We start from the raw sequence: 20,135 nt of genomic DNA on the forward strand, positions 1-20,135 counted from the left end.
ATACTCCGTTAAGGAAACTTGCCATGCCGGTTACCCAATCTGCTGACTTACTGCTAACCAATGCTAATTTGGCCACCCTTGACCCTGCTCTTGGCTCTTACGGCATTATCGAACAAGGCGCATTACTGGTGCGCGAAGGGAGAATTCAATGGCTGGGCCCACAGCAGGACCTGCCAAGTCTGGGCGAAGTAAAACAGGCGCTGGATTGTCAGGGCCAGTGGCTGTTACCCGGCTTTATCGATTGCCATACGCATCTGGTGTTTGCCGGTAACCGCGCCGATGAATTTGAGCGGCGTCTGCAGGGCGTCAGCTATGCCGATATTGCCAAACAGGGCGGCGGTATTCGCCGTACGGTTAGCGCTACCCGTCAGGCCAGTGAAGCGGAACTATTGGCGCTGACGTTAAAACGGGCTGAAACGCTGCTAAGCCAGGGCGTGACTTGTGTGGAAGTAAAATCCGGCTATGGTTTGGATATGGACACAGAACTGAAAATGCTGCGGGTGGCCAGGCAAATCGATAAACACCTGCCAATCACGGTAAAAACTACCTTCTTAGGTGCTCATGCGCTGCCAATCGAATTTCAGGACAATGCCCAGGGCTATATCGATAAGGTCTGTCAGCAGATGTTGCCGACCATTGCCGAACAACAACTGGCCGATGCCGTCGACGTATTCTGTGAAAATATCGGCTTTAGTCTGGCGCATACCCGCCAGGTGTTTGATACCGCCAGGCAACTGGGGTTACCGGTGAAGTTACATGCCGAGCAACTTTCCAATCTCGGTGGCAGCGAACTGGCAGCCGAATACCAGGCCTTGTCGGTGGACCATATTGAGTTTCTGAGCGAAGCCGGCGTCAAGGCCATAGCCCAAAGCGGTACGGTCGCTACCTTATTGCCGGGTGCATTCTATTATCTGAAGGAAACGCAGAAACCGCCCGTTGACCTGCTGCGCAAACATCAGGTGCCGATGGCCATTGCCACCGACTTTAACCCTGGCTCTTCGCCTATTCTGAACCTGCCACTGATGCTGAATATGGCCTGTACTCTGTTTGCCCTGACACCACTGGAAGCCTTGCAGGGCATTACCTTAAATGCCGCCAAAGCGCTGGGCGTACAGAAGCAGCTCGGCCAGTTAAAAGTGGGTATGCAGGCCGATATGCAATTGCTGGATATCAGCCACCCCAACCAGTTGGCTTATCAGGTAGGCCTTAATCCACTGAGCCGCTTATGGCAGGCCGGTAAAGCAATCAAAGGCGGGCGCTGATATAACTCCTTGAAAACTCAGTGGTTATTTTTTATTTTTTGGACAGATTTTTCACCGCAGAGCCGCAGAGGGAACGGAGAAGAGCAGGAGATCATTTAGTCCAGGCCCCTGAGATCTCAGGGTTCTCTGCGTCTCGGCGGTGCACATCGGTTTCTCGCTGTGACACTCATTTCGTATTAGTACTTTCAAATACTCTGTGTTCTCCGTGCCTCTGTGGTTATTTGTGCTTTTAAGCAGATTTTTCATCGCAGAGCCGCAGAGGGCACGGAGAAGAACAGGAGATCATTCAGTCCAGGCTCTTTAGATCTCTGGGTTCTCTGCGTCTCGGCGGTGAATTGCTATCTTGGGTTTGGTTAATGGACGACCCCATTGGTTGCTTATAACAGCAATAGGGCGGAACATCGCCGCCTTTCCACAGCACCAAGGTGGTGCAACCTGATTAGTCTTGCTAGGCAAGGGCGTCGGGGCATGCTACAAAATAGCGATGTAAAAGTACGGCGAAGCGCCCTGTTTAAACAAGGCGCTTCGCCGTCTATTAAACTGTTAGTTTACAGGTATTCCATGAGAGATAAGTTTAAATTGCTAGTCCATGAGTCAACAGGGCAAAAGTATGAGGATTTATTCGTAAAAATAATGGGTTATGCAAACTCATCTTTTCAGCCAGTAAAAGCTCATGGAAATATAGGTGATCGAGGTAATGATGGTTGGTGTGCTAGTGGAGGAGTGTATTACCAAGTTTATGCTCCTGAAGACTTGCCTAGTAACAACGAAACGTCAATAAATAAGATGAAGGCCGACTTTGATAAGCTAGTTTCCTACTGGAATAATATTTCTCCAGTAAAGGAGTATTACTTCGTTGTGAACGACAAATTCAAAGGTGTGTCTCCTCATATATATAGCGCTATTTCAGACTTGAAGAGCCAACATAATCTAGAAAATGCTGGCGTTATATTGGCTATGGACTTAGAAAACCTCTTATTCAAACAGGCACAAGATGTCATTAGCAGTGTCGTCGGTACTAATAATCTGACTAACCAGAAAAGCATCTATGAGTACATTGTTGAAGAACTAACTAGAAAAATGTACCTGCAATATTGGCCATCTATTAGCGAAAACTTGATCGCTAATGCAATTGAAGACGATGTAATAGAAGGTTTTTCTGATGCTACTATGCTTATTTTTAGAACGGCATTTCCAAACTCAATTCCTTCATTAGAGTCATCAATTCGGGATTTAGCTAATCATACTGAAGCTCTTACCTCACATTTTACCAAATCTAGATTTGCATTTTTAAGCGATGATCAAAAGTGGTGGCGCAGAGATATGCGCTGGAAGAGAGAGTGGATTGATGATCAAGAAGAATTTCATCGGAAATATGATCTTTATGATAACTGGAGAAAAAATCTATATACATTACATGGAAATTTAGTCCATGCGTTAAATGTATTTTCAAATGAAGTGAGGGCTCATATTAATCCTAATTACTTCATGGGCCAACAATTTACGATTGTTGATTCGATGGGTACATATAATGGCCTCACTGGATATGAAGCGATCCCAAACGAATATACGAAAGTAAACTAACAAACGCATGTTGTCGGACTGGTTTTTCGCTTCGCTACAAACCAGCCGCAAATGCGGGCGTTATGTTTTATTACACCGCCCACTAACGAGGCATTGATGAATCAAAATGAATATAAAGAACCTAAGGCGCTGAAAACTGCCTGGTTCTATTTTTTTGTCACTCTAGCCATCCATATCACATTGTATTCAACATTTTGGCGCATGGATCCAGTTTGGCGAAATGATGCGGATGCTGGGACAGTATTCATGAGAGTTGGAGCTCTTGCCTCAGTTTTTATCTTGGCAGTGGATTTTTTGGTTATTAAGTATTTAAGTTCTAAGGCGAAAACGCTGGCTATCACACCATCAGAAACTGATAGAAACTACATGTGGTATCAGAACTTACAAAACTCAATTACGTGGCAAGGTGCTCTTTTCGTTCTAGTTAATACATTAGTTTGGGGGTTCGGTGATTGGATATATACCCACCTAATTTGAGGTCTAATATTTTCGATCTGGCACGAAACATAACAAGGCAATTAACTTCGCTCCGGCCGGTTATTGCGGGCTACATGGACTCCCCCGTTTGTCAAACAACAGCTACACTATTTGATGTGTGGTATGAGACTGCCGCTCCCGGCCTGTTGGTGGGCTTACAGTTGCCCTGGCGATGATGACAAATGGGTAAGAAATTCATTTGAACGCCCAAAGGGGGGCCCGCAGGGCGAGCGCAGGGATAGAGCGAGTAATCTGCGCGGTTGTGGGACCTTATTCGTTAGAAGGCTTTGTGAAGCCCGCCGCAATTACTGAAACAACATTCCCCTAAGCGGCCCAAGCCGCTTTAATCCCGCTTAAAATTTCCGGTCAGTTCAGGGCGCTGCTAAAAGGTGGGCAATTTGCCTGGAGCAAATTGAGTGGAAGACGCGTCTGGAACGTCGTTTTCACGACCGCCTTTTAGTAGTGCTCTGGACTGACGTAGTTTGGAATCCAGCGGCGTGTTTCTTTTGGTTACTTTGATTTGCACGAGCAAAGAAAAGTGACTGGCGCGTGAGGGACCGCGCGTCATATCCAACAGGGAAGTTAAGCAATTTCTGCCTTGCCATGGCTGTCTTCGCCGTGGATACTAAAACGCAGTTTGGCTAAATCAATGCCATAGATATAGTTGACATCAGATATGGACAGTTCTCCGCAACACTTGCCACTCAAGCGTGGCAGAACCCCGGGAAACGAGAAGTTCATATCATTCGTTAGGTTTTTAAAGGACTATTTATATGAAGTTTTTTCTGTGTATTTTTATTCTCACTTTCTCTTTTGCAGTATCTGCACAACATAATTGCGCAGGTAAGGTGATTTCTATAGATCTTCATGCCCCCGGAGATGTACAAATTACCATTGAAGGTATTGGGACAGGAAACATTTTGTGTTCGTTAACTCAGAAAAAAGGACTTGTCGAATCTGAAACCTGCAAGGCAATGTTCAGCCTTTTACTCACAGCCAAGGCAACAGTGACCCCTGTAAGGCTGTGGTTTAATAATGACAATAATACATCTTGCGACAAAGGTAACTATCAAGATTTAAACAAATTTGGCTTTTATTATCTTAGACTTGAACCAACACAAACCTAATCGGGTAACCGGGGGTTTCTAGCCCCCAGCCCCCACAACGCCCTGCATGTGGCTGTGCACACGACTGCTAGGATGCAGGAGGTAGGGCGAAGCAGGAGCCAGAGCCGAGGGCGTTTCATCCAGAATAGTGAAGCTTGATCCATCCATCATGCAGTGAGACCAATCCGGCCTGCTTTAGGTAGGCGTCGGATAGTGCCTGATTGATACCGGGCGTTTTCGCACTGGAAGCAAGTTAAGTCGACAATCTCTATACGCCCACAGTGGTAATAAAATAGACGACCACGAACTACACCAAAAGTCACGAACCGGCCCAGGGCCGATGTTGAAATGCCTCTCGCTGTGACACAGAGGGCGCAGAGAAAAGCTCGCTGGGGTAGTTGTTGTTTTCAATTACTCTGAGCTCTCAGCGACTCTGCGAGAAGGGCTTCCTCGAGGTGAAACGAATAACATACATGGCCTTGCCACGACAGGCTTCGTTGTGGATACTAAAACGCAGTTTGGCTAAGTCAATGCCATAGACATAGTTGCAATAAGACATGGACGGTTCTCCTCAATGGTTACCCGTTAAACGCAGCCCCACAGGAAAAGGGCAGTCCATATCAATCCTTATGCTCTTATAGGAATTCACAGTGATTAGAAAAGCATTGAAAAGCGATTGTCTGGGGCTAGCGGCTTTGTCACTTCAAGTTTGGTTACACACATACGCAAAGCAAGGTATTCGACCTCAAATATCCCAATATGCTTTGTCCACATTTACTGAAGAACATTTCATAAGGCTATTAGAAAGAGAGTCCATTGATATCAGGGTATTTGAAGAGGACAGCCATCTTATAGGTTTCGTTGTTGCTGACCTGAACGCAAGGTTTGATAGCCTTGCAGGCTACGAAATTGCAACGCTATACGTCTCTCAACATTTTCATGGCAAGGGTGTTGGTCGACAACTTTTGAAAGAAATAGAGAGTGTACATGGTCTGCCCTTTTGGTTATCCACTTGGGTTCACAATCAGGATGCAATCGGTTTTTATCAAAAGTTAGGTTTTAACATCGTTGGCGAGCTTAATTTCAATCTGCAGGGTGAGTTGCACCGTAACCACGTTTTAGCATACAACGGCCCTAATGGCTGACGGTTCGTCCTGGCGATTCACTGTTAGATTCACTGTTATATGCTGTCGCACTGGGCAAGTGGCTTTACTGCACCGCCGCTGACATTTGTGCACTTAGGCCGGTATTTAAGGGCACTGGCTAGCTGGCATTCCATCCAGCATGTTTGCCAGGTTGAAGGCATCGGTCTGGATGCGTATCGTTAAGCTGCGAATAACCAAGACAGCAAAAAACAAGCACTGCCGAATAACATAAGCGCCTGAAAATGATACCAACATTAGAAACAGATCGACTGAGATTAATCCCGTCAAACCTGGACAGCTTTGATGTTTATCAGCACTTTTATACCGATCCGGAAGCATCCGCCCTGTATGGCGGTCCCATAGGTAAAGAGCAGGTCTGGGCCAGGTTAAAGGCAGATATTGGCTCATGGCACCTGTTGGGTTTTGGTGTCTGGGTTATTCAGCAAAAATCCGACCATCGTCAGATTGGCACCTGCGGTTTCTGGCAAGGGGCAGACTGGCCCAGGGAACTCACCTGGTGGGTTATGCCGGACAGCCGCGGTAAGGGTATTGCCACCGAAGCATCCAAAGCGGCGTTATTGTATGCTTATAACCAGTTCAAATGGGATCAGGTGGAAACCTATATGAATGATGAAAATGTCGCTGCCCGTCATCTGGTTGAAAAGCTGAGTGGCCGTAAGATCCGGCGGCAGACCTTTAGTGACGGCCTGAGCCGGGATATTTACGCATTGCCGAAACCCGCTTAGTTGGCTGCTCCCCCTGACCAGACAACATTCAAAGGACGCAGGTAAAATATGAACCACAAGGAATTTAATCTGTTCTGCAGCACTTTTTTGGCCACCACCCATGTCGTTCAATGGGGTAATTCCGATGTGTGGAAAGTAGCAGGAAAAGTCTTTGCCATTGGCAGCCATAGTAAGGTGTTAACACCTGCATTTACCTTTAAAACCTCTGACCTGAACTTTGAGTTTCTAAGCCATAAAGACGGCTATATTCCAGCCCCTTACCTGGCCAGCCGGGGGATGAAATGGATACAGCAAACAGCAACAGATGGTGAACTGGATGAAGAGTTAAGGTATTACCTGTCCGAGTCTTATCGGATTGTGGCGGGTGGGCTCAGTAAGAAAAAGCAAAAAGAACTGGGCATTATTCCAACAACAAGCACCATTTAAGTAGCATCAAGGCTTGCTGAACTCTCCACTGCGATGAACAACGAACAAGCCGGGCCTTTGGCAATTTGCCAAAGGCCCGGCTTGGGAAATAGTCAAACCTACTCCACGATTTAGGTGGTTATTGCGCCAGTGGCGTCAGACTACCCAGCCCCAACATCGCCTTTTGATAACACATACTCATATCGCCGTTATCACAAGTATGGCTGATGGGGCCGTCATAAATACCACCAAACAGTAACTGCATCTGCTCAGTGACGACCACGGATTCAATAGACACATTACGCGGCTGATGAAGAAACATGGTCCGGGTGATTTCGCCGTTGGCCGTGACTTCCAGCGCCATGCCCTGACCATCTGACACCTGACTGTTACTGTCCACCTGGCGATAGCCATTCTGACCGGCAAACAAAAAACGTTGATTGGGCATCGGCACAAACACAGTAGCGTAATCTTCCTGATTGATGTCCAGCACATGGTAGTCAAGAATATCGCCAGAGGCCGGATTGGTGCGCATTAACACCAGGTCAAACTCTGTGGTGTAATTGGGCTTATCAAATTTTTTCACATGCGTGTTGGCGCCGATAAACAGGCTGCCCTGCTGATAGGTCAGATCCACCAGCTTTTCAAAGCGACCTTCACTCAACAAGCGAAAATCACGTAAAAATTCCCCCTGTAAATCATAAGCCGCCAGCGTAATATTCTTATACCCTTGCTTATCCCCCCCGCGTAACGGCAGATTGCGACCGAAATGCCAGTTATAGGCTTTGGCTTCTGCATCCGTTGACTCAAATGCCAGCAGAATTTCATCATCGGAAAAAGTAAAAGCAGGATTAAAGAATCCCAGCCGGGAATGCAATAAACTGTAATTGGGCGCAACCTGTTTGACCCAGCGTTGCTCAAGATTAGCGTCAAAGCGGTACAGTGAGACTCCATCAATATAGGAAAGCATATACAGTGACTGCGCATGCCATTGCAGCTTCACCGTGCTGATATCAAACAACAGTGCGTTGCCCTGTTTAGCGGTGTTATTCAGTGTAAAGCGGTAAACCCCTTCCGGCCCGGCCTCATACTCCGGACTTGCATCAAACACATACAGGTACTGTTCGTGTTTGCTGGCATCATGGCTGACCAGCTTTTGCTGCAACACCTCTCCCTGACTATTGTGCAATGTCAGTTGCAGATAGTATTGGAGAAACCTTGCACCATCCGCAGTGGCCTGAATTAACTCCGCCACCACAAACTGCCCCTGCTGAGTAAACAACACCTGCTTCAAGATATTATTGCCGGTGCTTTGGTGGCTAAAATACACCTCGCCCTGGGCATTTTTGCAATCAACCCGGCTTCCCCATTTGGGTGGAAAACGATAATAGTTCTCCGGTAATGTTTGCTCTGTCAGATAACACAGATTGCCCTCAGCACTTTGCGTTACCGAGGTGATCCGATTTTGCCCTTGCTGTTCCTCCGCAAAGTAGCGGATACTTTCTCCCCACAGGGTATTGTCCGGGAATGTCCTAGCAGGGTCTGGGGTCGGTTCGGTCACAGGCGGTGGATTGACAGGCTTGTCGGCCTCTTTATTGTCACCCGAAGAACCTCCACAGGCGCTAAGCACCAGGGTTAATGTCCCTGCAATCAATAACATCTTCAACTTCAACTACTCCTTTAATTTGACTGGGGTTTGGGTAAATCGCCTGCCAATATAAAGGCTGCCAGTAGGGCATAAGGAGTAAGTAAGATAATCAATTTGTAAATTTTGGTACGAGTGGCAAAGGTGCCCACCGCCAGTTGGAAGGGAATCTAACTATTTTGTGGTTGATGCGCTCTCATGCGACTATCTGCACGGTAGTGGCGCTGGTCGGCCGGAAGATCGCGAAACGACCAACATACAACCTGATTACGGCCATTCTCTTTGGCTGTATACAGTGCCTGATCTGCGTTAATTAACGCCTTTTCAATACTTTCAGCAGTGTTTACCTGATGGATGCCGATACTCACAGTCACCCGCAAGGTCATCCCGTCAGAAGTAACTAAAGACCGCTGTTCAAGCGCTTTTCTAATTTCTTCGGCCAGTGTGGCAGCAGCGTTAAGATCCTCATCCATAACAATTAAGAATTCTTCGCCCCCCATACGGGCTATCAGTCTGCCGTTACCGGCATGCGCCTGAAGCTGCTGACTGAAGTCCTGCAAAACCAGATCACCACAAGCATGCCCGTAACGGTCATTGATACTTTTAAAGTGGTCGATATCTATCGCCACAATACTGGTGGGTGAATGGTTTCTTTGCCCCTGCTGTTTAAGCTGCAAAGCATTAAAAAAACCGCGCCGGTTCAGTAATCCGGTAAGCCAGTCTATACGAGCCAGGTCAGCATTTCGGGCTGCCAGCATGGCAAACTGTAGTGCCAGACAACCCACCGCCAGCGTCAGCATATAGAGTAACGACGCTACACTGAAGATAGAACGATGGTATCCCAGGGTCAGACGCGCCGTGGTTGGCAGAATTTCCGCAATACTGGCGTAAGACCATATATACACCAGAATATAAACGACCACTGCATAACGTAAGCGTTTATATAAGCGCGCGATCTCTTCGCGGGGTGGGTGAGATAAGCTGTGCTGTAACAAAAACAAATACAGTATCTGCCCTGCGGCCGTAAACAATATGCGATAGCGGGCATTAGGCCACAGATACTCCCAGGCAGTCAGACTGACGATGGGAAAAAGCATCAACAATACCAACAACCAGGGTCTGACAGGCTGTTGGCCAAACTTCCAGAATCCTATCAAAAAGAACAGCGAAGAAGCCCCTAAGGTCAGATGGTTTAAGATAACTCTGGGGGGTTCCCATGCGGCTGGCAAGGCAAATGGAAAAACAAACAGTGAAAGACCGTTAACAAAAAAACCTATCGCCCACCATCTGGCATCCCGTGCGTCACTGTGGCGGCAACCCAAGTAAAGCAGCAGTCCTCCCAGCATCATCTGCACGATGCCACGAGCCAGTGCCAGGGTGGTAATATCTACGGTAAAAGCGGTGATACCGTTCAATGCAAACTCAACTACAAATAACGTCTGTTACAGCCGCAACGAAAACGGCACTTAATCATGCTCCTGACAATCAACGTCCTGTTTGAATGGAACACATAGCCATTTAACCATAGGTTAAGGCGGGAGTCTCCTTTGATATATTACGGCTCATGCACGCGAATTTTTCACTTGATCAATCTGCGGCAAAATAAGCAAATACATCACACCTAAGGCTAATGGATCCAACATGGGCGCACACCAGAACCAGTTTCGAGGTTTTGCCAAATACAATATGCAGTTCAATCAACCTTTGTTCGGGCAATTGGCAGAGCTAAGCGATGCGCCGCGAAAACAGAATATGGGGGCATTCTTCGCATCGATTCATGCCACTATGAATCAGATTCTGTTAGCTGGCTGGCCCGCTTTCGCAATGCCATGCCGGAACTGAAATCATTACAGCAAATAGCCGCCGTCTACTTCCAGCACTGCGTTGCGCATAGCAAAAGATTGGTCAGAAAGTAAAAACGCGATAGCCCCAATCTGATCCTGCGGCGTCATCACCCGCCCCAACGGCGTGCTCTGCAAGGTAGCAAAGAAGGCATCCTGCTGTTCCTGACTCATACCCGCTTTGCCCTGGATTTCGGTGGCTGTCACACCAGGACGAACCGAATTAATTCGAATACCCAGAGACGCCAGCTCAAGGTTAGCGACCCGGGCAATGGCTTCAAATGCGGCTTTGCTGGCAGCATAAACAGCCGCACCGGCAAAAGCTCTGGTCACCGCCACACTGGATACAAATACCACGCTGGAGGGATTATTCAGTAAAGGTTGAAGTTGCTGCAAGGTTATCAGCGGTCCTTTGGTATTGGCGGCCATGGTCAGATCAAAGTCACTTTCCTGGCTGGCCAGTACCGACTGCGGATAGAACACGCCAGCATTCAATACCAGGCCATCCAGTTTTATCCTGTCACCGTGTAGCGAACTGGCTAAGCTGGCTAGCTGTGCGCTGTCCGTGCTGTCCGCCACAAACCCCATGCAGCCCAGCTGTTTGCTTGCCTCATCTACCCTGGCCTGATTGCGGCCGGTAATAATCACCTTGTTACCTGCGGCCAATAGATGCTCGGCTAACGCGCGGCCAATTCCCGCGGTGCCCCCGGTGATTAAGATCGTTTTATTGCTCATCATTCTGTTCCTATTGAATTGCTGATGTCGCAACAGATTAGCAACTTGATCAGGCAACAATAAGGCACCAATATAGACACCAAATGATTCCAGTATAGAAACAATAGAACAATGTCTTATCTTAATTTGCCCCTGCTGCATGTTTTTCATCTGGTTGCGGCCCGCGGCAGCTTCCAGGCCGCCGCCACAGAACTCGACCTACCGCGTTCGTCGGTCAGTAAGAAAATTCGTCAGTTAGAGGATTTTGTCGGCCAGCCCTTACTTAAGCGCTCGACCCGACAGTTGCACTTAACCGATGTGGGGCAAAATCTGCTCAGCAGCACAGGTGACCTGGAAGGGGTATTAAGCAATTTGCATCACCTCAAAGAAGAAATTCAACTTTCTCCCAAAGGCCGGGTGAAGATCAGTGCCAGTGTACTAATGGGCCAGACCTTTCTGCTGCCACTACTTGGAGGATTGCGTGACACTTACCCGGATATTGAGCTGGATCTCAGCCTGGATGATCGCACCGTCGATTTGCTGGAAGAAAAAGTCGATATTGCTATTCGCATTGGCCAATTACCGGACTCGTCCCTGATCGCCCGAAAAATCGGTATGAAACGCTGGGGCTGGTTTGCCGCACCGGCATATCTGGCGGACAAAGGCACGCCAAATGATCCAAGCGAGTTAGAAGCTCATGAATGCCTGGTGTTTGGCAACCGTACCAGCCGTTTTAATTTCTGGCCTTTTGCCAATGCTCAGGGCCAGACCCAAACGGTTGAGGTAAAGCCTGCCATACAAACCGACAACAGTCGGCTGCTGGTCGATATGGCCTGTGCCGGACTGGGAATTATGATGATTGACCCTATGTTTATTGCCAGCGAACGCAAAGATGGCAAGTTGATTCCGGTCTTTACCGATTGGCATCATCCGGACAGCAGCCCAATTCACTTATTATGCCTGGGTGAGCGCAGTAAAGCCGCACAAGCCGTGTGGCAGTTTTTGTTTAATCGCTGGAAAGTACCGACACAGCAGTGAATTGAACAAGGCCCTGTCTCAGGCGACCAGTAGTTCCTTTCGCAGCATCTCGGTGGCAAAACGCAAAAAGGTCTGCACTCTTGGTGTGTAACGCAGGTCTGGATGGATAAGCAGCCACAATGGGCACGACAGTTGTGGGTCTATTCCTTGCAAACGCTGCAGGCGTAAATATCGGGCCAGATAATCTGGCAATAGTGCCTTACCCACGCCGCTCGCCGCAGCCTGAGCAGCAGCCCACATACTGTTAACCTTTAACACCACCTGCTCGGCAGGAACATGCTTGGCCAGCCAACGCCCAGCAGGAATTGACGACAGGCTGCTATCCAAGTCGATCCAGAATAACGGTTCCTGAGTGCCTGCCCCGGTGTAAATCCCATAGTCAAAATCGCCAACGTTTTTACCTATCCAGGTTTCTGGCGGCGTATTGGTTGGCCGAATTGCCACTTCGGCTTCATAGCGGGCCAGATCGGCAAACTGATTAGTCACCACTAACTCAAAATGAATAGCTGGATGCAATATGCGAAACGCCTGCATAACCCGGGTAACCAAAGGTACTAGCGAATCGGCCGTGGTTACGGTTACCCTCCCTTGCAACTGCTCCTCGCCACCTGCCAACCGACGACGTGCCACGGCCAGTTGTTCTTCCATTTTCCCAGCCGCCTGGGCCAGTTCTTCGCCCAGGGAACTGAGTACATAGTGCCCCCGTACACGCTTAAAGAGCGGCCCGGCGGGATGACTCTCCAGCTCCTTCAAACGCCGATATAAGGTGGCCAAATGAATATTCAGATATTTAGAGGCCGCCACAGGGGTTCCTTCGCGAGCCAATGCCGCCACCAATCGCAGGTCCTGATAGGTAAGCATTTTCGCACTCATGCAAATATGTTTCGCAAATCATGCTCTATCATTCGCATTCACGCAAATTAATAATAACCAGAGTTTAACTACAGGAAAGATTGCATGACGACTTTGCTACATACTAAAGCTTCTCCGGCTTTTATTGTCCTGACTGATAAGGTGTTTTCCGTAGCACCAACCGCAGGACTGCCCGATGTGATGAAGGCCGCCCAGATACAAGCCCAAACAAAACTACAGGCACTTGCCATTGCATACGCAGGAGCACTGGCATGAGTCAAGTCACCGCCTGGGTGCTGCTGATATTGTCCGGCGTGCTCGACGTGTTTTGGGCAATAGCCACCAAAAAATCTTTAGGAATGACCCACCTCGGATGGACCTGTTTGTCGGTAATCTTGCTGGCAGGTTTTGTCATTACCCTGGGTAAAGCACTGAATCTGCTGCCGCTGGGTTTGGCCTACGCCGTTTGGACTGGCATTGGTGCTGCCGGGTCGGTGATTTTTGGTGCGTTGATCTTTGGCGAACCAGTAAGTGCACAAAGAATTCTCTATGTGACTATTATCCTGGCGGCTATTGTTGGACTGCACTTGGATCATCAGTCCACTCCGTAAGACTGGAATACGTCCGCTTGCGGTAAAAGCAGGTTATAGTAGCGGCATTGCCTGATATTCACGTATAGCCCTGTTCCTTATGTACCAACTCAACGCATTTGACCCACAACAGTTTCTTCAACAACACTGGCAAAAGCAGCCTGTGCTGATCAGAGGCGGCTTTAGCGAATTTCTTGATCCCCTGGATGAACATGATTTAGCCGGGCTGGCTCAGGAGCCCGATATCGATGCCCGCATTGTGTCCAGGCAGGGCGATAACTGGCAGGTAACGCAGGGCCCTTTTACGGAATTCAGCCAGCATTGTCAGGGACAATGGAGTTTGCTGGTACAAGGGGTGGACAGATATTTGGATGAAGCCAGCGAACTGCTGAATGCCTTTAACTTTGTGCCACGCTGGCGGGTAGACGACCTGATGGTAAGCTTTTCTGTGCCCGGCGCCGGGGTCGGTCCGCATTTAGACCAGTACGATGTGTTTATTATACAGGGTAAGGGCAGTCGCCGCTGGCAGGTAGGTGACAAGGGGCAGCATCAACAAACCCGCCCTCATCCACGCCTTAGCCAGGTGGCCGCCTTTAAGCCGTTGATTGATGAAGTGCTGACCGCCGGCGATATTTTGTATATTCCGCCAGGTTTCCCCCATTGTGGTGAAGCATTGGAGCCTTGCTTAAATTATTCGGTAGGTTTTCGCGCCCCCAATCAACAGGAACTGCTGTCTTCGCTGGCGGATTTTGCTTTGCAGCAGGACGCATTTCATCAACGCTACGAGGATAAGGGTTTAGCGCCACGCAGATTCGCCGGTGAAGTACTCAGCACTGAAGTTGAATGCATCAGGCAATTAATTCAGGCCAGTCTGCATCAGCCAGAATTTGAACTGTGGTTGGGAGAGTTTCTGAGCAAGGGGCCAGAGATGGCGGAGACGCAAACGCAGAATATTCAGGCCCCGGAGCTTGCCGCGCATTTGCTGGCCGCCAAACCTTTGCAGCGTCAGCTTGAATATAAAGGTGTATGGCTGGAGTGCAATGACAGTGGCATATTGTTGCACTTTGGCGAACTCAATCAACAGGTAGATAAAGCACTTTTGCCCTATATTGAAACATTATGTACTGATACGGTTTGGTACAAGCCAGATGACATAAGCGAAATCAGCTTAACTGCACTGTGCCACAGCATATTACCACTGGTTAATGCTGGGGTGTGGGAGCTGACTGAATAGATTGGTAGATTAAAGCCGTCCCCTTTACCCATGTAGGCAGTAGTGATAAGGCCCGAGCAACACAACGAATGTCTGTTTAATACGCCGCGGCTAGTTTGTCGGCGCTGGCGTAACAGTGATCTGGATGCCCTGTATCAGGTGTATTCCGACCCATTGGCAATGCAATGGGTGGGGGACAGAAAACCGATCAGCTTGCCTGAGTGTCACAATTGGTTGCATGTCACGGCCCGCAACTATGCAAGGCTACGGAATGTTTACCCTTGAAGCGCAAACCAGCGGCCAGATTGCTGGCTTTTGTGGGCTGGTTCATCCCGGTAACCAACCACAAGCCGAGATCAAGTACGCGCTAAGACGCAACCTGTGGGGCCAGGGTCTGGCCAGTGAGTTTGTACCAGCGTTGTTGAATCACGGCGCTCAGGTGCATGGACTGGAGCTGATTATTGCCACTGTTTACCCACAAAACCTGGCATCCAGACGGGTGCTGGAAAAAGCTGGCATGTTGCTGGTCAGGGAATTTGACGATGATGGCCATACTATTTGTCTGTATGAATGGCATGCATAATCCCGCCTGACCAGCGGTACTACTCTACTCCCAGTTCTTTTAATTTCCTGGTCAGGGTATTGCGCCCCCACCCCAGTTTACGTGCCGCTTCCTGTTTATGGCCATGGGTATGATGCAAGGCCCGTTCAAGCAGGATTTTTTCAAAACTGATACTGGCGTCATTCAGAATATTCTGGCGTCCTGACTGCAATTGTTTGTCAGCCCAGACGGCCAATAGACTCTGCCAGTCACCACCAGGCTCTGTACCATCGCGCCCAATAGGCTGTTCATGCAACTCCTGGGGTAAGTCTGAAGGAATGATTTCTTTGCCACTGGCCATGACGGTTAACCAGCGACACAGGTTTTCCAACTGGCGGACGTTCCCCTGCCACGGCAACTGACTAAGGATTCTGGCGGTATCCTTACCCAGGGTTTTGGCTTCCACTTCCAGCTCTTTAGCCGCTTTAAGCAGAAAGTGTTCGGCCAGCGGGCCAATATCTTCACGCCGTTCGGCCAGACGCGGAATATGGATACGAATCACATTCAGGCGGTGAAACAAATCTTCACGAAATTTGCCCTGGCCCACCCGCTGTTCCAGATTTTGGTGTGTGGCCGCAATAATACGCACATCCACCGATACCGGATTATGCCCACCGACCCGGTAAAACTGACCGTCGGCCAACACCCTGAGCAAGCGGGTCTGCACATCCAGCGGCATATCGCCAATCTCATCCAGAAACAAGGTGCCGCCGTCGGCCTGCTCAAAACGCCCCTGCCTGGCATTCTGTGCACCAGTAAACGCGCCTTTCTCGTGGCCAAATAATTCGGATTCAATTAAGTCGGTGGGAATGGCTGCCATATTCAGGGCAATAAATGGCTGCTTTGCCCTGGGGCTGTGTTTGTGTAGCGCTCTGGCCACCAGCTCTTTACCTGTACCCGACTCGCCGTTGATCAACACACTGATACTGGAGCGAGACAAACGGCCAATAGCGCGAAATACCTCCTGCATGGCCGGCGCTTCACCGATGATTTCGGTTTCCAGCCTGGGCACCTGACGCTGTTGCTGTTTCAGATGTTCGCGGGAATGGGCCAGCGCCCGTTTCACCAGATTTACTGCCTCATCGATGTCAAAGGGTTTAGGTAAATATTCAAAGGCGCCGCCCTGATAGGCGTTCACCGCACTGTCCAGATCGGAATGGGCGGTCATAATAATGACCGGCAGATTGGCAAACTGGCGATGTATTTCCTCCAGTAACTGCATCCCATCCATCTGCGGCATACGGATATCCGATACAATCACCTCGGGCTGCTGGCCGGCTTCCAACTGGCGCAGTAAGTCTTGTGGATTGTCAAAGCTATAGCATTCAATGTCTGCTGTCTGCAGGGCCTTTTGCAGTACCCAGCGAATGGAGCTGTCGTCGTCCACTATCCAAACCGGTGCAGCACTCATAGTCCGGGCTCCTTCTTATCAATGGGCAGGTAAATGGTAAATTCGGTATGGCCGGGCCAGCTTTCCACTTCAATTTTGCCCCTGTGGTGATCGATCAGATTCTGGGCAATGGACAGACCCAGTCCGGTGCCGTCCTGCTTACCTGTGACCATGGGGTAGAAAAGTGTGTCCTTAAGGCGATCGGGAATGCCCGGGCCGTTATCAATAATTTTAATCTGTGCGCAGAGCGGGAAGCGTTTGCCATGAATCGTCACTTGCCGCTCAATACGGGTTATAAAGCGAATAACGCCCTTACCCTCCAGCACTTGTACGGCGTTACGGGCAATATTCAGCACCGCTTGCTGAATTTTTTCATCGTCAATCCACAGTTCCGGGATACTGGGATCGTAGTCACGCACCAACTGTACATCGGCAATTTCATCCAGACTCAGCAGGGTACGGATTTTTTCCAGCACCCAGTGCAGATTATGCCACTGGAAGTTTGGCGGCTTATTCGGACCCAGTAAGCGATCAACCAGATTACGCAAGCGGTCCGATTGCTCGATAATCAGCTGGGTAAATTCCCTTAGCTCCGGGCCAGCCAGTTGTTTTTCCAACAGCTGTGCCGCTCCCCGCAGGCCACCCAGGGGGTTTTTAATTTCATGGGCCAGGCCACGTACCAGTTCGCGGGCCGCCTGTTGTTGTGCCCATTGCTGGTTTTCCTGGCTGATGCGCCGCAGATTATCGATTTTTTTAATTTCCAACAGCAGCATAGGCTGTTTGCGCTGCTCAATGCTGGTGACCATGATGTCGGCCAGAGAATGACGTCCGTCGGCAAAAGTCACCTGCACTTCGCTATCAGAAAAGCTTTCCCGGTATTGCAGCGCACCGAGTAAACGTTGGGTTTCCAAACTGGACTGTAAAAACAGTTTGCGCAGCTCCTGGCCCTGTAATTGATTAAAACTTTGCTCGAAGAAAGACTCTGCCGCAGGATTGGCATATCTCACCTTCAGCTCATCGTCCAGCAGCAACACTGCCAGGGACAAATGGCCGATCAGACTTTCCGGAGATCCTGTTGTCACCCATACCTCGTGAATAAAATCTGAGCTGGTCTGTTACTATCAACTCCATGCACCAACATGGTGCACAGAAACTGTAGCATGCTTTATTTTAATGCGCTGCCAGCTTTTATGTCGTTGGGATGCCTTAATCTGCCCGGTTCAGTACAGAAGCCTGATGCAGATAGAAGGTATGCTCAGGAGACGATGCAAGGATCTTGCCCGATTTGTTAATAAGTTGAATCTGAATCTGGTGTGCACCGCGAGGCACACCCTGCAGGTTAAAATTTGGGCTGGCACCGGTGGCCATGACCTGGCCATCCAGCAGTAACTGGAAGCTACCAACGGCGTTAGGACTAATACTGCCACTGACCTGTACTTCGCCAAGATTGTTGCGAATCGTCGCCTCATGCGCTGGCGCCAGAATGGTTAATTGATAGGTTTTGTCCGGTTTTTTGGAGGGCGTCGTTGAGTTGACCTGTTTTGGTGCAAGGGAATCGGCGGTGTTAGCTTTAGGCAGACTAACAGGCACTGCACCAGCCACCGGCCGGTCTGTGTAAATCACTGTGCCATCGGCTTTCACGACTTTATATAAGGTGGCGCTGTTAACCGAAAACGTTACCAATGCCAGTACCCACGCCAGTTTCATCCTTTGTACCTTTACAAGCTGCCTTACAGCAGTGTAGCCGCAGACCCGGCAACAAAAAAGCCCGCACTAGGCGGGCCTTGGTATGCAAAGCGAAACTTACACGCTGTAATACATATCGAATTCTACAGGGTGCGTGGTCATGGCCAGTTTTTCCACTTCCAGGCGCTTGATGGCAATGTAGGCGTCGATCATGTCGTCGCTCATCACACCGCCTTCCTTCAGGAATTCACGGTCTGCATCCAGTGCATCCAACGCCATTTCCAGGCTGTGAGAAACAGTTGGAATATCTTTGGCTTCTTCTGGCGGCAGGTCGTACAGGTCCTTGTCCATGGCATCGCCAGGGTGGATCTTGTTCTTAATGCCATCCAGGCCAGCCATCAACATAGCCGTAAACGCCAGGTAAGGGTTGGCCGCCGGGTCAGGGAAGCGAACTTCAATACGACGTCCCTTCACGCTGGGTACGTGCGGAATACGGATAGAGGCAGAGCGGTTACGGGCCGAATAAGCCAGCATAACAGGCGCTTCGAACCCTGGGACCAAACGCTTATACGAGTTGGTGGTTGGGTTAGCAAACGCGTTGATAGCGCGGGCGTGCTTAATAATACCACCGATGTAGTACAAAGCTTCTTCAGACAGACCAGCGTATTTATCACCAGCGAAGATGTTCTTGCCATCTTTACTGATGGACTGGTGAACGTGCATGCCAGAACCGTTATCACCCACCAAAGGCTTGGGCATAAAGGTCGCGGTTTTGCCATAGGCATCGGCGACGTTATGCACAACATATTTGTAGATTTGCACTTCATCAGCCTTGGTGGTCATGGTGTTGAAACGGCAGGCGATCTCGTTTTGTCCGGCTGTGGCCACTTCATGGTGGTGAGCTTCAATAGACAAGCCCATTTCTTCCATCACCAAACACATGGCGGCACGGATATCGTGAGCAGAGTCAACCGGTGGAACCGGGAAATAACCGCCTTTCACACTTGGACGGTGACCCTTGTTACCACCTTCGAATTCAACGCCTGAATTCCACTTGGCTTCCATAGAGTCGATTTCATAGAAAGAACCGGCCATATCGGTGTGGAAACGAATATCGTCAAACATAAAGAATTCAGGCTCGGGACCCATCAGTACGGTGTCACCGATACCGGTAGATTTCAGGTATTCTTCTGCGCGTCTGGCGATAGAGCGTGGATCACGATCGTAGCCCTGCATGGTAGAGGGTTCATAAATGTCGCAACGGATGTTTACCTGGGTTTCTTCAGCAAAAGGATCTAAAACTGCTGAGCTGGCGTCAGGCATTAACACCATGTCAGAATCATTAATACCTTTCCAGCCTGCGATGGAGGAACCATCAAACATTTTGCCTTCCTCGAAGAACTCTTCGTCCACCAGGCTGGCAGGAATGGAAACGTGCTGCTCTTTACCTTTGGTATCGGTAAAACGCAGGTCAACAAACTTGGCTTCACTTTCTTTGATCAGGTCCAGTGCCTTTTCTACTGACATTATGTCCTCCAGGTTGATATTCAAAACGCAGATTCAGCTTCTGCGGGTAAGTCGAATTTTCTGCTGCTGACAAAAGCGATTTCCATGCCAACTCAATAATTACCTCTGCAACGCCCTGTTGACGCGCAACATATTGAACAAGGTACCAAAACGGCGCACGGGATTGCACCAACATAGTGCAGATAAGCACCAAAATGGCGCGAGGTGCGCCAGAAAGATGCACCTAAAAGTAGACGAATTCCGGCTAGCTGCAAAGCAAAGTCAACAAGGCTGCGTAAAAAACACAAAGTGTCATCGCAAAGTCACAGATAAA

At 49.3% G+C, this 20,135-nt stretch carries 20 protein-coding genes and 1 pseudogene; 12 read left to right on the forward strand and 9 right to left on the reverse strand.

The features are described 5' to 3' along the window. Positions 1-23 precede the first annotated feature (23 nt). From hutI to CSR04_RS02035, 4 genes are all read left to right on the forward strand, one after another. A complete protein-coding gene (hutI, locus tag CSR04_RS02020) occupies positions 24-1,262 on the forward strand; it encodes an imidazolonepropionase (protein ID WP_102794556.1) in 1,239 nt (412 codons plus the stop codon). Between the two features lie 561 nt (positions 1,263-1,823). Further along, a complete protein-coding gene (locus CSR04_RS02025) occupies positions 1,824-2,846 on the forward strand; it encodes a hypothetical protein (RefSeq protein WP_146027082.1) in 1,023 nt (340 codons plus the stop codon). A gap of 96 nt (positions 2,847-2,942) precedes the next feature. Then, the gene (locus CSR04_RS02030) at positions 2,943-3,323 is read left to right on the forward strand and encodes a hypothetical protein (protein ID WP_146027083.1); all 381 of its coding nucleotides are present in this window, start codon (positions 2,943-2,945) and stop codon (positions 3,321-3,323) included. Between the two features lie 773 nt (positions 3,324-4,096). Beyond that, on the forward strand, positions 4,097-4,450 hold the full coding sequence (locus CSR04_RS02035) for a hypothetical protein (protein WP_102794559.1): 354 nt from the start codon (positions 4,097-4,099) through the stop codon (positions 4,448-4,450). A 403-nt stretch (positions 4,451-4,853) separates the two neighbouring features. On the opposite strand, the gene CSR04_RS25335 is transcribed toward CSR04_RS02035, so the two are convergent. After that, positions 4,854-4,988, reverse strand: coding sequence for a hypothetical protein (locus tag CSR04_RS25335; RefSeq protein WP_281259777.1), 135 nt, complete (start codon positions 4,986-4,988; stop codon positions 4,854-4,856). Between the two features lie 91 nt (positions 4,989-5,079). On the opposite strand from CSR04_RS25335, the gene CSR04_RS02040 reads away from it, so the two are divergent. The 3 genes from CSR04_RS02040 (at position 5,080) to CSR04_RS02050 (ending at position 6,746) form a co-directional block, all read left to right on the forward strand. Next, complete coding sequence (locus CSR04_RS02040; protein WP_102794560.1) at positions 5,080-5,574, forward strand: GNAT family N-acetyltransferase; 495 nt, start codon at positions 5,080-5,082, stop codon at positions 5,572-5,574. Between the two features lie 242 nt (positions 5,575-5,816). Continuing rightward, positions 5,817-6,320 (forward strand): GNAT family N-acetyltransferase, encoded by a 504-nt coding sequence (locus tag CSR04_RS02045; RefSeq protein WP_102794561.1) that lies wholly within the window; start codon positions 5,817-5,819, stop codon positions 6,318-6,320. Positions 6,321-6,368: 48 nt separating this feature from the next. Continuing rightward, on the forward strand, positions 6,369-6,746 hold the full coding sequence (locus CSR04_RS02050) for an MmcQ/YjbR family DNA-binding protein (RefSeq protein WP_102794562.1): 378 nt from the start codon (positions 6,369-6,371) through the stop codon (positions 6,744-6,746). 118 nt (positions 6,747-6,864) lie between these two features. Here CSR04_RS02050 and CSR04_RS02055 read toward each other — a convergent pair whose 3' ends face one another. From CSR04_RS02055 to CSR04_RS02070, 3 genes are all read right to left on the reverse strand, one after another. After that, positions 6,865-8,391 (reverse strand): hypothetical protein, encoded by a 1,527-nt coding sequence (locus tag CSR04_RS02055; RefSeq protein WP_146027084.1) that lies wholly within the window; start codon positions 8,389-8,391, stop codon positions 6,865-6,867. 149 nt (positions 8,392-8,540) lie between these two features. Then, the gene (locus tag CSR04_RS02060) at positions 8,541-9,785 is read right to left on the reverse strand and encodes a GGDEF domain-containing protein (protein WP_102794564.1); all 1,245 of its coding nucleotides are present in this window, start codon (positions 9,783-9,785) and stop codon (positions 8,541-8,543) included. Positions 9,786-10,217: 432 nt separating this feature from the next. Continuing rightward, entirely contained in the window at positions 10,218-10,949 is a 732-nt protein-coding gene (locus tag CSR04_RS02070; protein ID WP_245921290.1) for an SDR family oxidoreductase, read from the reverse strand. 108 nt (positions 10,950-11,057) lie between these two features. Between CSR04_RS02070 and CSR04_RS02075 the strand changes: the two genes are divergently transcribed. Next, positions 11,058-11,963 (forward strand): LysR family transcriptional regulator, encoded by a 906-nt coding sequence (locus CSR04_RS02075; protein WP_102794565.1) that lies wholly within the window; start codon positions 11,058-11,060, stop codon positions 11,961-11,963. 18 nt (positions 11,964-11,981) lie between these two features. Here CSR04_RS02075 and CSR04_RS02080 read toward each other — a convergent pair whose 3' ends face one another. Next, on the reverse strand, positions 11,982-12,836 hold the full coding sequence (locus tag CSR04_RS02080) for a LysR family transcriptional regulator (protein WP_102794566.1): 855 nt from the start codon (positions 12,834-12,836) through the stop codon (positions 11,982-11,984). Positions 12,837-12,920: 84 nt separating this feature from the next. Here CSR04_RS02080 and CSR04_RS24845 point away from each other — a divergent pair, with 84 nt between their 5' ends. From CSR04_RS24845 to CSR04_RS02095, 4 genes and pseudogenes are all read left to right on the forward strand, one after another. Continuing rightward, a complete protein-coding gene (locus CSR04_RS24845) occupies positions 12,921-13,091 on the forward strand; it encodes a hypothetical protein (protein WP_172449203.1) in 171 nt (56 codons plus the stop codon). Next, positions 13,088-13,426 carry a DMT family transporter gene (locus tag CSR04_RS02085; protein WP_102794567.1) on the forward strand — a complete coding sequence of 113 codons (339 nt, stop codon included), beginning with the start codon at positions 13,088-13,090 and terminating at the stop codon, positions 13,424-13,426. Before CSR04_RS24845 ends, CSR04_RS02085 begins: the two co-directional genes overlap by 4 nt. Before the next feature lie 79 nt (positions 13,427-13,505). Continuing rightward, positions 13,506-14,639: a cupin domain-containing protein gene (locus tag CSR04_RS02090; protein ID WP_102794568.1), complete on the forward strand. Its 1,134-nt coding sequence runs from the start codon at positions 13,506-13,508 to the stop codon at positions 14,637-14,639. A 138-nt stretch (positions 14,640-14,777) separates the two neighbouring features. Further along, positions 14,778-15,201, forward strand: a pseudogene (locus tag CSR04_RS02095) (GNAT family N-acetyltransferase). Positions 15,202-15,220: 19 nt separating this feature from the next. Here CSR04_RS02095 and glnG read toward each other — a convergent pair. The 4 genes from glnG to glnA form a co-directional block, all read right to left on the reverse strand. Beyond that, the gene (gene glnG / locus CSR04_RS02100; protein ID WP_102794570.1) at positions 15,221-16,630 is read right to left on the reverse strand and encodes a nitrogen regulation protein NR(I); all 1,410 of its coding nucleotides are present in this window, start codon (positions 16,628-16,630) and stop codon (positions 15,221-15,223) included. Then, positions 16,627-17,691: a nitrogen regulation protein NR(II) gene (gene glnL / locus CSR04_RS02105; protein WP_102794571.1), complete on the reverse strand. Its 1,065-nt coding sequence runs from the start codon at positions 17,689-17,691 to the stop codon at positions 16,627-16,629. Before glnL ends, glnG begins: the two co-directional genes overlap by 4 nt. A gap of 124 nt (positions 17,692-17,815) precedes the next feature. Next, on the reverse strand, positions 17,816-18,316 hold the full coding sequence (locus CSR04_RS02110) for a DUF4124 domain-containing protein (RefSeq protein ID WP_102794572.1): 501 nt from the start codon (positions 18,314-18,316) through the stop codon (positions 17,816-17,818). A gap of 96 nt (positions 18,317-18,412) precedes the next feature. Then, the gene (gene glnA, locus CSR04_RS02115; RefSeq protein ID WP_102794573.1) at positions 18,413-19,822 is read right to left on the reverse strand and encodes a glutamate--ammonia ligase; all 1,410 of its coding nucleotides are present in this window, start codon (positions 19,820-19,822) and stop codon (positions 18,413-18,415) included. Positions 19,823-20,135: the final 313 nt, after the last annotated feature.

It is taken from the genome of Bowmanella denitrificans (genome assembly GCF_002887595.1).
In the GTDB taxonomy this organism is placed as follows: domain Bacteria; phylum Pseudomonadota; class Gammaproteobacteria; order Enterobacterales; family Alteromonadaceae; genus Bowmanella; species Bowmanella denitrificans.